This is a genomic window from Aquabacterium sp. (assembly GCF_004297345.1).
GTDB lineage: Bacteria > Pseudomonadota > Gammaproteobacteria > Burkholderiales > Burkholderiaceae_C > Aquabacterium.
The window spans coordinates 1-12,584 of the sequence record NZ_SCTN01000369.1; the positions used below are offsets into that span (position 1 = coordinate 1).

Sequence of the window (12,584 nt, forward strand, 5' to 3'; positions counted from 1 at the left end):
ACGTCCGGATCGGCACGCAGGAAGGCGCGCAGAGCCTTGGCAAAAGTCCAGTCAATCTTGGGGTTGATCTGCACCTGCCGCAAGCCCGGTTGTGTGATTTCCACCGGGTCTTCAGCCGTCCAGATCTTTCGTTCTGGGACGTTGATGAAGCTGAGCGCAGAGTGCAACGAAGTGGTCTTGCCTGAGCCGGTGGGACCCACACAAAGAATCAGTCCATAGGGACGCTCCAGCGCCCCCTTCAGGCGGGTGAGGTTGTTGTCGCTCAGACCGATTTTGTCGAGCGGCAAGGGGCGGGCAGAACTCAATATCCGCATGACCACGTCTTCCAGACCGTTATTGGTCGGAATGGTGGCCACACGCAACTCAAGTCGATACTGCGGCACGAAGCGCGCAAAGTTGATCTTGCCGTCTTGCGGCTTGCGACGCTCGGAAATATCCAGATCACACATGATCTTGATGCGGGCGATCATGGCGCTGCGGTAGTTGTGCGGCAGCTCCAGGTAGGGCACCAAACCACCGTCCTTGCGGAAACGGATCTTGATCTTGTCTCGCCCCGGGTAGCTCTCGATGTGGATGTCAGACACGCCTTGTGTATAGGCCTCGACGATCATCGTGTTGATCAGACGCACCAGCGAGTTGTCGCTTTGCTCGATGGGGCGGTCTTCTTCCTGGAAGGCCTTGTTGTCCAGCCCTTCTTTCTCCAGGTCTTCGACCAGCTTGCCTGAGTCGACGGTTTCAAGCTCCAGCTCTGCCGGTTCGGCGAAAGTGGTGAACATCACCGACGTGACATCTGCGCCAAGGCGGGCATAGGCATCGCGGATGGCCCACTCCAGTTGACTCTGGTTGGCTAGCACAGGCACGATCTTGCATTGGGTGACGAACTCGAGTTCGGACAGCACGGTGCGCTTGCTGGGGTCTTCGACCGCCACGATGAGCGTGGCATCGTGCAGCAGCAGTGGTGCCACCAGCAGGCGTGCAGCCACGTTGAAGGGCACCTTGTTCAGCGCCTCAGGGTCGGCGGGGAACTTGTCCAGGTCCACCAGGGGATAGCCCATCTTGCGTGCCAGGGCACCAAGCAGATCCTGGCGGGAGACCATGCCCAGGCGCACCAGCAACTCGCCCAGCGGCACGGTGCGATCATGCTGCTGTTGCTTGAGGGCGATCTGGAGTTGCTCGTCTGAGATGAGGCCCAGAGCGATCAGCGCTTCACCAATGCGCACCATGGGCATGTGGCTCTGGCGCTGAATGGCCTCGATCAGTTGCTCGGGAGACACCACTTTCTGGGTCAGGAGGATGTCACCCAGCTTCTGGTTGCGCAGGTTGTGCTGCACTTCCATGGCTTGATTCACATCATCAGGGGTCACGGCCTGTGCATCAATCAAGGCCTGCCCGATGAGCGGCCCGATCTCTACGCCCGCGATGATGTCGGAAGGAACGAACAGGCGGTTGACCGCGCCCTTTTCATCCACGGGAGGAAAAAGAAACAGACCGTGCTCGCTCTCGACATGGCCGATCGTGTCGCCCTCCAGCGTGCCGCCCGCCACCAGGTGCACACGGTAGTCGGTCACAGGTCGTTCGGTGAGCACCCCACCGTCATGCGCGGCCACTTCCTGGCTGACTGCCGTGGGCTCGATGGCGCGGGTCAGCAAAATGGTGCGAAACTGGTTGAAACGCAGTGGCATCGTCGTGCGAGCAGGCGGCACTTGAATGTGCGCGACGCGCTCTGTGGGCACGAAGAAGTTCAGTCGGCCCTGCATCACGCGACCGTTGAGCCCCACGATCTGGCAAGGCTCCGAATCCTGCTGAGCCGAGGCCACGGGGTAGGTGGCAAAGGGCGGCGTAGGCCAGCGGAAGGCGCCATTGGCCAATTCAGCGCTTACGGTATCGCCAAAGCCAGCATCCTGAAAGTCGATGGAGTTCGCTGGCGCAGGTGGCCCCGCGTCGCTTCGAGAGGCGTGATCAGGGTAATCAGACATGTCGATCCTTGCATCCAGGATGAGACACTGACACCCCGGGTTGATTGCCATGCTATGAAACTGGCCGCATCATGATGGGAACAAAAACGGCAGAAATCCCGCTGTTTGCGCCCATCCCTGAACGCCAGTGCGCACCTGTTTGTATTTTTTAAGGACCAGTGTCAGATTTCTGCGGTTCGCACGACTGACATCAGGCGAGGTTTGCTCGCGTATTCTTGAAACTGAATCACTGGAAATAGACATGAACCAACGTCAACTGCTGTCGTCCGCACTCGCTTCCGTTCTGGCGCTGAGCGCCGTCACCGCCGCCCAGGCTCACGATGAAGCGGCCCCGAAAGACAAGGAAAAGTGCTACGGCATCGTCAAGGCGGGCCAGAACCACTGCGCCAATCTGTCAGGCACACACTCCTGCGCCGGCGAGGCCAAGACCGACAACGCCCCGGCCGAATGGAAGCTGGTGGCCAAAGGCACCTGCGCCAAGATGGGTGGCATGAACGCCGATCAGGCCAAGGCTGCGCTGGCCAAGGCTGACAACAAGTAAGCCGGACCAACCGACTCGCAGGCTGCACGGATGCCTCGCCCACCCTCCGCCCTGATTGGCATCGGCCTGAGGCCACCTCATGCGCAGGCCTTGATGACGCAACGCCCTGCCCTTGGCTTTGTCGAGGTGCACTCGGAGAACTTCTTTGCGCAGGGCGGCGGCGCCATACAGGGCTTGCTGGCCGTGCGGGCGCATTACCCCGTCAGTCTGCATGGCGTGGGTTTGTCGCTGGGCTCGGCCTCGGGGGTGGATGAGGCGCATCTGGACAGGCTGGCGCGGCTGGTTGAGCAGGTGTCACCCGTCCGGGTTTCGGATCACGCCAGTTTTGCCCATGTGCGCCCCGCAAGCCCCGGCTCACCTGGCGCAGTACACGCCAGCGATCTGCTGCCGCTGGCTTTCACACCGGCATCGCAGGACGTGCTGGTCGCCAATATCCAGCGCGTACAAGATCGCTTGCGCCGTCCCATCCTGATCGAGAACCTCTCGGCTTACATGGCTTACGAGGACGATGAGATGACGGAGATCGAGTTTCTGATCCAGACTTGCAGGCGCAGTGGTTGCCAGTTGCTGCTGGACCTGAACAACCTGCTGGTGAATGGTTTGAATCGCGCACGGCGTCTGCACTGGCAGGACGCGCCGGGCAGCGAGCCTGACCGTGACCGGGCCATGCAGCAAGCGCGCGCTGAAACAATGGATTTTGTCTGGTCCCTGCCCCCCGGCATGGTCGGGCAACTCCATCTGGCGGGGTTCCGGTGGCCCGAGCGGCCGGATCAGCTTGTCATTGACGACCACAGCCAGCGCATCAGTCCAGCCGTATGGGATGCCTACGACATGGCGCTGAATCACCTGGGCGAGTTGCCCACGCTGATCGAATGGGATGTCGATCTACCGCCCTTGGCCGTCTTGCTGGACGAGGCTCGGCTGGCGGCCGACGTCATCTCGGCATCGCGCGGCGAACAGGACATGGACGACTGGACATGAGCGCCGCCCGAGAACTGGCCCGGCAACAGGCGGTTCTGGCTGCTTTGCAGCAAGGCTGGCCGGGTATCCAGGCGGCTGGTCTGGATACAGATGCGGCGGGCCTGCGGGCCTATCAGGTCAATGCCAAGGCCACGGCGCAGCGCGTACTGCTCGCGCATTTCCCTACCGTGGCCGCCATGCTGGGCGAAGAAGCGCTGGGCACCCTGGCGGTGCTGCTGTGGAAGCAAAAACCGCCCTCCTGTGGCGACCTGGGGCAATGGGGTGCGGATCTGCCAGAGTTGATTCAAAGCCGCACCGAACTGGCTGACTGGCCCTGGTTGGCCGACTGCGCCAGGTTGGACTGGGCCCGCCACTTCTGTGAGCGGGCAGCCGATGCCGATCTGGATCACGAGAGCCTGCAAAGGCTGGGCGACAGTGCGCCTCGCAGCTTGCACCTGCAACTCAAGCCTTGCGTGCAGGTGGTGATGTCGCCCTGGCCTTTGGCTGATCTGTGGCAAGCACATCAATTGCCGGAGGCCGAGCAAACCGCCATGGCCGAAGCGGCCCTGCGGGATGCCAGGAAGCTCGGGGCCACGGTGGTCTGGCGCTCGCCCTGGCAGGTGCAGATGCTGGAGGTGCCAACGGAACAAGGCATGTGGATGCGGTCGCTGCTGGAACATGCACCGCATCGCACTGAAGCGTCTTCTCTGGGCGGCTTGTTGAATCACGCGCCGCAAGGCCTTGACTTCAGCGCCTGGCTGAGCATGGCCGTGATGCAGGGCTGGGTGTGGCGTGTCACTGCTGAGGCAGACTGACAACACTCATCACCGATCCGCTCGATCAGAAATCCTTGTAGCGGAAACCCAGTTGCATCGAGATGGGTACCTCTCCCTGCTCGTTCTTGGGCAGCACTTCGGTTTTATCGATGGCGCGCAGCACAGCGTCATCCCATGCTGGTACGCCCGATGACTCGATCACCTTGCGCGCGATGATGCGTCCATCTGGTGAGCAATGCACTTCCACCACGGCTCGCGGATCGCCGCTGAGGCTGTCCGTGAACACGATATTGGGCTTGACGCGCGCCACGATGCGCCCTGCATAGGCCGCACTGGGGCCGGCCGAGCGATTCGCGGCGCCCAGCGATGCTTCCAGTTGCGCCATGATGCCTTTGAGCGCTGGATTCTGTTGCGAGCCCGGCTTGCCAGACTGGCTGGTGCTGGTCGTCTTGGCGGGCTCTGTCTTGGTCGCCTGTGGCGATTTCTTGGGCTCAGGTTTGACCGGCTCAGCCTTCTTGGGCGGCGTCTTCTCAGGCGTCTTGTCGACCTTCTTGACGGGCTTGGGCGGATCGGTCTCGAACACCTCGACGGGCTCGCGGTGTTTGCGCTTCTTGGGCTCTTTCTTGGGCTTTTTTTCGACTACCAGATCAGGGATGGGCTGCGGCGCCGGAGGCTCGGGCTCTGCTGCTTTCACCGGCTCAGGCGGTGTCTCCACAGGTGGCGTTTCGACCTTGGGCGGCACCTCATCGGGCGGCGGAGGGGGCGGCGCTTCAGGTGCAGCGGCACGGGGGATTTCAGCCCAGACCTCGGCCTCCACCGTCTCGGGCGTCGTCATCTTCCAGCGCACGCCCAGCGCCAATGCCGCCACCAGCATCAGGTGAACGCCCAGCGCCAAAGCGCCGCCCAGCCCCCAGCCGTCCGCCGAGCGGGGGCGAAGGATGGGGCCGGTTCCCTGGCTGACGGCGTCCGCGTTCAAAGGCTCAACCTCCGGTGGTGCGCACCGACAGGCCCACACGGGCCACGCCGGCCTTTTGCAACACGTCCATCACGTGCACGACGGATTCATACCGCACGTCCTTGCGGGCACTGATGATCACGGGCACCGCTTGCGGGCCGCCAGCGGCCTCATCCTGCATGGGCTTGATGCGATCGGCCAGATCCTTGACTGACATCGAATCCACGTCCTTGCGGTTGACGCGCAACTTGACGTGGTCTTCGTCTTCCAGCACGACCTCGATCACCTTTTCGGGCGCCTGGCGGGCCTTGCCGATGCTGGGCAGGTCCACCACGCCGGTGGGCAACAAAGGCGCGCTGACCATGAAGATGATCAGCAGCACCAGCATCACGTCAATGAACGGGACCATGTTGATCTCGTTGCGCGTGCGCCGGCGCCGGCCTCCGCCTCGGGCATTGAGTTCAGCCACGGTCAACGCCCCTGCTGAGGCTGACCACGCCCCGCATCCACCGCCGACGAAGCGCTGGCCGGCGCAGGCGCGGCGCTGCGCGCCAGGATGTTGGAGAACTCTTCCATGAAGGACTCCATCTGGGTGGCGATGCGGTCGATATCACGCGCCAGGCGGTTGTAGGCCAGCACGGCGGGAATGGCGGCAAACAGGCCGATGGCCGTGGCCACCAAGGCTTCGGCGATACCGGGTGCCACCGTGGCCAGCGTCACCTGCTGCATGTTCGACAGCCCCGTGAAGGCGTGCATGATCCCCCACACGGTGCCGAACAGGCCGATGTAGGGCGAGACCGAACCCACCGAACCGAGGAAATCCAGACGAGCCTCGATGACGTCCATCTCGCGCTGGAAACTGGCGCGCATGGCACGGCGGGCGCCGTCGAGCAGGCTGGGCACATCGGTGATGCGGCGCTCACGCAGCTTCATGAACTCGCGCATGCCGGCCGCAAAAATGCGCTCTTGCGGCGAAGGCGGGCCCTCACCTCGTTGCGCGTCCTGGTACAGCTCCTGCAGCGTACGCCCGGCCCAGAACTCGCGGTCGAACTCATCGTTATCCTGCCTCACGCGCTTTAGACCGATCAGCTTGCTGAAGATCACGCTCCAACTGGCCAAGGACACCAGCAGCAGCAGCGCCAGCACGATCTGCACCACAGCGCTGGCATGCATCACCAGGGCGATGATGGACAAGTCTTGGTTCATGAAAGGTCAAGCTCCGGAGGTTGGATGGGGTATGGGCAACACGGCAAGGATGCGTTCGGGGATGCGACCCGGCCTGAGGCTCTCCTGCCCCGCTTTGGACTGCACCCAGCCGATGCGAACCCGGCCCTGAGTAAGCAAGGTCTCGCCGCGCCAGACGTTTTGTTGAAAAGCCACGCTGGAGCGCCCGACCTCGCTGACGGTCACCGTCACGGTCAGGCGGTCATCCAGGCGAGCGGGTTTGAGAAAGCGCATCTGCGTATCGGCGACGACGAACATGCCCTCGCCAGACTGGCGCATGTCTTCCTGCTCAAAGCCCAGGGACGACAGCCACTCGGTGCGGGCGCGCTCCATGAACTTCAGGTAATTGCCGTAAAAAACGATGCCGCCCGCGTCGGTGTCTTCCCAATAAACGCGAATCGGGTGACGGAAATGCGCCCCCGCCAAGGCAGCAGGCATGCCCACGGGCAAGGCCGAAGGGCCATCCGAAGGCGGGGCCGAAGAGACAGCAACAGACGACAGGCTCATGGTCGCCATTATCCAGGGGATCCGGGCCATTCGCACCGAACCCGGGGCGCCCCTGGTCAAGAGATGTAAAGCTGACTGCGCCCCGAAAGGATCAGGGGCCTGGTCTAGAGGAAATCGGGCGACTGCACGGCGTGCAAGGTCACGCTGGTTTCGCCATCGCGCTCCCGGCTGCGCAGCCACCAGACAGCGCCCTTGCGCACCGCCCAGGGAAGATCCTGACCGGTCAACAGGCGAGCGGCGAGCAGACCCAGCGTGGGCTGGTGCCCGACGATCAGCACAGGATCCTTGCCCCGTGGCCAGCGAGCAGCGGCCAACAGATCATCGACGCTGGCCTGCGGGTTCAAGGCCGGTACCGTCTTGTATGAACGGCCCAGCGCCATGGCCGTCTGCTGCGTGCGCTGCGCAGGGCTGACGAGGACTCGGGCCGTATCCGGCAAGCGCTGGTTGAGCCATTGCGCCATGCGCTCGGCCTGGCGCTCGCCCTTGGGCGTCAAGGTGCGGGCCAGATCCTGAGCCAGATCGAAGTGCACGGTGACGTCTTCACCCGCTGCCGCGCGGGCCTGCAGATCATCGTCCAGCGGCAAGGCGTGGGCTTGCGCATGGCGCCACAGGATCAGGTCCATCACAGCCTCCTCATGCTTTCAATCAATGCGCGTCAGTGTGCCCCGCCACCGGGGCAACTTGATGACAGGCCAGACCGGTCAGGGCTGAGCCTGATAACGCGCCATCAAGGCCTGCTGCGCACTGACGCCTTCTTGAGAAACGCGCTCATAGCGGCCATTGCCGTGCTGGATCCAGGCATCGCGCACATCCAGCAGATACGGCACCAGGCACTCGTCGATCACACGCTGGCGCAAGGCCACATCCCGTACTGGCCAGGCGGCTTCGATGCGGCGCGTCATGTTGCGGTTCATCCAGTCGGCGCTCGACAGGTACAGCGCTTCGTCCTTGTCAGACTCGCCCCAACGGAAGTACAGCACACGGGTGTGCTCCAGCATGCGACCCACGATGGAGCGCACGCGGATGTTGTCTGACAAGCCAGGCACGCCCGGCGGCAGGATGCAGGCGCCACGCACGATCAGGTCAATGCGCGCGCCAGCCTGACCCGCCTCCAGCAAGGCCTCGATCAGCGGCTCATCCGTCAGGGAATTGAGCTTGAGCACGATGCGCGCAGGCTGACCAGCATGGGCCGCATCGGCCACACGCTTGATCGTGCGCACCATCTGCGTCTGCATGCTGAACGGCGCCAGCAGCAGTTGCTTGGTGGACTTCTGGTGCGTCAGGCTGGAGAGCTGCTGGAACACCATGTCGACGTCAGCGGTGACTTCGGCATTGCTGGTGAGGTAGCCCACATCGGTATACAAGCGCGCGGTCTTGGGGTTGTAGTTGCCGGTCGACAGGTGGGCGTAGCGCTTGAGGCGATTGCCCTCGCGCCGCGTGACCAACATCATCTTGGCGTGGGTCTTCAAGCCCACGATGCCGTACACCACTTGCGCGCCCAAGGCCTCCAGGCGCTCGGCCCAGTTGATGTTGGCCTCTTCGTCAAAGCGCGCCTTGAGCTCCACCACGGCCAGCACTTCTTTGCCTCGGCGCACGGCTTCCAGCAGCAACTCCATCAGCACGGACTCGCTGCCCGTGCGGTAGATGGTCTGCTTGATGGCCAGCACATCGGGGTCGTAAACCGCTTCGCGCAGGAACTGCACGACGGATTCAAAGGCCTCAAACGGGTGATGCAGCAGGCAATCGTGCTGGCGCAAGTGGTCGATCATGCCCGTTTGCGGCAGGCTTTCCGGCCAGCTTGGCAGGTAGTTGGCAAAGCGCAGGTTGTCGGCATCGGCCTGGTCGATCAACTGCGTCAGGCGCACCAGATTGACGGGACCATTGACCTGGTAAAGCGCCTGGTGGTTCAGGCCAAACTGTTCCAGCAGGAAGTCAGACAGGTCCTTGGGGCAGTTGAACACCACCTCCAGGCGCACCGATTGGCCGAACTGGCGCGTGCTCATCTTGGATCGCAAAGCCTGGCGCAAGTCGGTCACATCGTCTTCATCGACATCAATGTCGGAATCACGCGTGAGGCGGAACTGCGAGAAGGCCTTCATCTCGCGACCAGCAAACAACTCGCCCAGATGCGAGCGGATCACGCTGGACAGCAGCACAAAGCACTGCTTGCCATCCGAAATCTCGGGCGGCAGCTTGATCACACGGGGCAGCACACGCGGGATGCGGACGATGGCGATGTCGTTGTCGCGCCCGAAAGCATCGCGGCCACCGAGCTGCACGATGAAGTTCAGCGTCTTGTTGGCGACCTGCGGGAAGGGATGCGAGGGATCCAGCCCGATGGGCACCAGCAAAGGCTGCACCTGGCGATGGAAGAAGTTGGCCACCCACTCGCGCTGCGCCTCGTTGCGATGCGCGTGGTTGAGGATGTAGATGCCCGCATCACGCAGGGCCGGCCCGACCACGTCATTGAAGATCTGGTACTGGTCATCAACCAGTTGGCGCGCTTCGCGGGCCACATCGGCCAGATACTGCGGATCGATGCCTGTGCCGCGTGTGCGCGAGGCCTCCAGCACATCGGCAAAGCGCACCTCGAAGAACTCGTCGAGGTTGGACGACACGATGCAGATGTAGCGCAGGCGCTCCAGCAGAGGGACGTCCTCGCGCTGAGCCTGCGCCAGCACACGGCGATTGAATTCGAGAATGGCCTGTTCGCGGCTCAGCAACTTCAAACGCGGGGCGGGAGACACCTGAAACGACTTCCTGAGAGTGAAATACGGGGGCTTTCAGTTTAGACCTCCAAGCCCCCCAGGATGATGACAGTTTCGTGTCAGTGTGCCCCAAGGCAACGCGAAAGCGCCCTGCATTGCACCCCGGGCGTTCAGTGCGCCGCTTCCCAGTTAGGGCCAGCCCCTAGTTCGGCCAGCAAGGGCACGCGCAACTGGGCCACACCCGCCATCAGGCGCGGCACTTCCTGCTTGATCCAATCCAGCTCGGCCTCGGGCACCTGGAAGACCAGTTCGTCGTGCACCTGCATGATCATCAGGCTGGCCTTGCCTTGCGCATCCAACGTGTCCTGCACGGCCACCATCGCCAGCTTGATCAGGTCAGCCGCCGTGCCCTGCATGGGCGCGTTGATGGCCGCGCGTTCCGCCCCTGCCCGGCTCGGACCGTTGGGGCTGTTGATCTCGGGCAGCCACAGGCGGCGGCCGAACACGGTTTCGACATAGCCTTTCTCTTTGGCCATGGCGCGTGTCTCGTCCATATAGCGCTTCACGCCTGGGTAGCGCTGGAAGTAACGATCGATATAAGCCGATGCCGCCGAGCGTTCGATGCCCAGGTTGGACGCCAGCCCAAAAGCGCTCATGCCGTAGATCAGGCCGAAGTTGATGACCTTGGCGTAGCGGCGCTGCTCGCTGGAAACCTCATCAGGCGTGACCCCGAACACCTCGCTGGCGGTGGCGCGGTGCACGTCCATGCCTTCAGCGAAGGCGCGCAGCAGGTTCTCGTCTTGCGAGATGTGGGCCATGATGCGCAGCTCGATCTGCGAATAGTCGGCCGACACGATGACGTGACCCTCAGGCGCGATGAAGGCTTCGCGGATGCGGCGGCCTTCCGCCGTGCGCACGGGGATGTTCTGCAGGTTCGGGTCGTTGCTCGACAGGCGCCCCGTCACGGCCACGGCCTGTGCGTAGTTGGTGTGCACACGGCCGGTCGTGGCGTTGATCATCAGCGGCAGCTTGTCCGTATAGGTGGACTTGAGCTTGGCCATGCTGCGGTATTCGAGGATGCGGGCAGGCAGCGGGTAGTCCTCGGCCAGCTTTTCCAGCACCTCCTCATTGGTGGAGGGCGCGCCGGATGCCGTCTTCTTGACGATGGGCAGGCCTTGCTTGACGAACAGGATCTCGCCAAGCTGTTTGGGCGAGCCCAGGTTGAACGGTTGGCCTGCCAGTTCGTAGGCTTCCTGCTCCAGCGCCATGATGCGCTGGCCCAGCTCGTGGCTTTGCTGCTGCAGCAGTGCCTTGTCGATCAACACGCCATTGCGTTCGATGCGCTGCAGCACGCGCGAGGCTGGCATCTCGAAGCGCTGGTAGATGTCAAGCAAGGCGGGCTCGGCCTGCAGGCGTGGCCACAGGGTTTCGTGCACGTGCAGGGTCAGGTCGCTGTCTTCGCTTGAGTATTGGGACGCACGGTCCACCGCCACTTGTGCAAACGGGATCTGCTGGGCGCCCTTGCCGGCCACCTCTTCATAGCTCAAGCCAGAGCGGTTCACATGGCGCAGCGCCAGATCACCCAGGTTGTGCCGGCGATGCGCTTCCAGCACATAGCTTTGCAGCATGGTGTCGTGCGCATAGCCTTGAATGTAAATCCCGTGGTTGGCCAGCACGTGCGTGTCGTACTTGATGTTCTGGCCGACCTTGTGCTTGCTGGCATCTTCCAACCAGGGCTTGAGCCGGGCCAGCACCTCGTCCAGCGGCAACTGCTCAGGCGCGTCGGGACCTTCGTGGCGCAGCGGGATATAGCAGGCGCTGCCCACCTTGTCACTGAAGGACAGGCCGACGATGCGCGCATTCATGGGTTCGAGCGAATCGGTCTCGGTATCGAAGGCGACCATCTCGGCCGCATTCAGACGAGCCAGCCATTGATCGAAGGCTGGCCAATCCAGGATGGTGTCGTAGTGGGTGTCGATCTGGCTCAGGCTGGACGCGGCGGCATGGCCACCTTCAGCCGAAGCGGCGTCTACCGCATCGCCTGCAAGCGGTTCAGCATCACCGCCAAACAGATCGCCTGTGGCACTGGGCTTGGCAGCCTTGGGTGCTTTGGCAGATTTGACTGCAGGTGCCACTGAACCGCCACCCAGCAGTTTCTCGACGTCAGCACGGGCACTGCGGAAACCGTAGCGCGTGTAGAAGTCCAGCAGGCCAGGCAGATCGGGCGCCTTCAATGCCAGCGCATCCAGGGAAGGCCACTCGGGCACATGGCCGGTGAGATCGCAATCGAGCTTGACGGTGATGAGGCGGCGGCCTTGAGGCAGCCAGTCCAGGGCCTTGCGCAGGTTCTCGCCCACCACGCCCTTGATGCTGTCGGCTGCGGCCATAACGCCTTCGAGGGTGTCGTATTCGGCCAACCACTTCACGGCGGTCTTGGGGCCGACTTTTTCAACACCGGGCACGTTGTCCACGGCGTCACCAATCAAAGTCAGGTAATCGATGATGCGGTCAGGAGGCACGCCGAACTTCGCCTGCACGCCGGGGATGTCCAGCACCTCGGGTGGCTTGGCCATCGTGTTGATCAGCGAGACTTGCGGGTTGACCAGTTGAGCCAAGTCCTTGTCACCCGTGGAGATGACAACCCGATGGCCGCAAGCTGCTGCGACACGTGCGAGCGTACCGATGGCGTCATCGGCCTCGATACCGGGCACTTCCAGCACGGGCCAGCCCAGCAGCTTGACCACTTCATGGATGGGCTCGATCTGCGTACGCAGGTCATCCGGCATGGAAGGCCGATGGGCCTTGTACTCGGGGTACCACTCGTCGCGGAATGTCGGGCCTTTGGCGTCGAACACGCACACGGCATGCTCCGCGCCGATGTGCTCACGCAGCCATCCCATCATGTTGACCACGCCGTGCATGGCACCTGTGGGCTCG

Annotated in this window: 11 protein-coding genes; 3 read left to right on the forward strand and 8 right to left on the reverse strand. The window is 63.0% G+C overall.

What is annotated here, in order from left to right; genetic code table 11:
- Positions 1-1,976 (reverse strand): GspE/PulE family protein (locus EPO09_RS13930; RefSeq protein WP_290643924.1); only part of this gene is annotated, 1,976 nt, incomplete at its 3' end.
- A 241-nt stretch (positions 1,977-2,217) separates the two neighbouring features.
- Here EPO09_RS13930 and EPO09_RS13935 point away from each other — a divergent pair.
- The 3 genes from EPO09_RS13935 to EPO09_RS13945 are packed head-to-tail and all read left to right on the forward strand — an operon-like array spanning position 2,218 to position 4,292.
- The gene (locus tag EPO09_RS13935; RefSeq protein WP_290643925.1) at positions 2,218-2,517 is read left to right on the forward strand and encodes a DUF2282 domain-containing protein; all 300 of its coding nucleotides are present in this window, start codon (positions 2,218-2,220) and stop codon (positions 2,515-2,517) included.
- Between the two features lie 30 nt (positions 2,518-2,547).
- Complete coding sequence (locus EPO09_RS13940) at positions 2,548-3,498, forward strand: DUF692 domain-containing protein (protein ID WP_290643926.1); 951 nt, start codon at positions 2,548-2,550, stop codon at positions 3,496-3,498.
- Positions 3,495-4,292 carry a putative DNA-binding domain-containing protein gene (locus tag EPO09_RS13945; RefSeq protein ID WP_290643927.1) on the forward strand — a complete coding sequence of 266 codons (798 nt, stop codon included), beginning with the start codon at positions 3,495-3,497 and terminating at the stop codon, positions 4,290-4,292. The genes EPO09_RS13940 and EPO09_RS13945 overlap by 4 nt, the downstream gene beginning before the upstream one ends.
- A 25-nt stretch (positions 4,293-4,317) precedes the next feature.
- Here EPO09_RS13945 and EPO09_RS13950 read toward each other — a convergent pair whose 3' ends face one another.
- From EPO09_RS13950 to polA, 7 genes are all read right to left on the reverse strand, one after another.
- Positions 4,318-5,229, reverse strand: coding sequence for an energy transducer TonB (locus tag EPO09_RS13950; protein ID WP_290643928.1), 912 nt, complete (start codon positions 5,227-5,229; stop codon positions 4,318-4,320).
- Positions 5,230-5,233: 4 nt separating this feature from the next.
- Complete coding sequence (locus EPO09_RS13955; protein WP_290643929.1) at positions 5,234-5,677, reverse strand: biopolymer transporter ExbD; 444 nt, start codon at positions 5,675-5,677, stop codon at positions 5,234-5,236.
- 2 nt (positions 5,678-5,679) lie between these two features.
- Entirely contained in the window at positions 5,680-6,414 is a 735-nt protein-coding gene (gene tolQ, locus EPO09_RS13960; protein WP_290643930.1) for a protein TolQ, read from the reverse strand.
- Between the two features lie 6 nt (positions 6,415-6,420).
- Entirely contained in the window at positions 6,421-6,870 is a 450-nt protein-coding gene (gene ybgC / locus EPO09_RS13965) for a tol-pal system-associated acyl-CoA thioesterase (RefSeq protein WP_290643934.1), read from the reverse strand.
- A gap of 173 nt (positions 6,871-7,043) precedes the next feature.
- Positions 7,044-7,562 carry a histidine phosphatase family protein gene (locus EPO09_RS13970; protein WP_290643931.1) on the reverse strand — a complete coding sequence of 173 codons (519 nt, stop codon included), beginning with the start codon at positions 7,560-7,562 and terminating at the stop codon, positions 7,044-7,046.
- A gap of 78 nt (positions 7,563-7,640) precedes the next feature.
- Positions 7,641-9,686 carry a polyphosphate kinase 1 gene (gene ppk1 / locus EPO09_RS13975; protein WP_290643932.1) on the reverse strand — a complete coding sequence of 682 codons (2,046 nt, stop codon included), beginning with the start codon at positions 9,684-9,686 and terminating at the stop codon, positions 7,641-7,643.
- 131 nt (positions 9,687-9,817) lie between these two features.
- Positions 9,818-12,584 (reverse strand): DNA polymerase I (gene polA / locus EPO09_RS13980; RefSeq protein ID WP_290643933.1); only part of this gene is annotated, 2,767 nt, incomplete at its 5' end.

What these genes read in the sequence shown, in the direction of transcription:
- EPO09_RS13935 (WP_290643925.1), top strand. Translation starts at nt 2,218, where the DNA reads ATGAACCAACGTCAACTGCTGTCGTCCGCACTCGCTTCCGTTCTGGCG.
- EPO09_RS13940 (WP_290643926.1), top strand. Translation starts at nt 2,548, where the DNA reads ATGCCTCGCCCACCCTCCGCCCTGATTGGCATCGGCCTGAGGCCACCT.
- EPO09_RS13945 (WP_290643927.1), top strand. Translation starts at nt 3,495, where the DNA reads ATGAGCGCCGCCCGAGAACTGGCCCGGCAACAGGCGGTTCTGGCTGCT.
- tolQ (WP_290643930.1), bottom strand. Translation starts at nt 6,414, where the DNA reads ATGAACCAAGACTTGTCCATCATCGCCCTGGTGATGCATGCCAGCGCT.
- ybgC (WP_290643934.1), bottom strand. Translation starts at nt 6,870, where the DNA reads ATGCCTGCTGCCTTGGCGGGGGCGCATTTCCGTCACCCGATTCGCGTT.
- EPO09_RS13970 (WP_290643931.1), bottom strand. Translation starts at nt 7,562, where the DNA reads ATGGACCTGATCCTGTGGCGCCATGCGCAAGCCCACGCCTTGCCGCTG.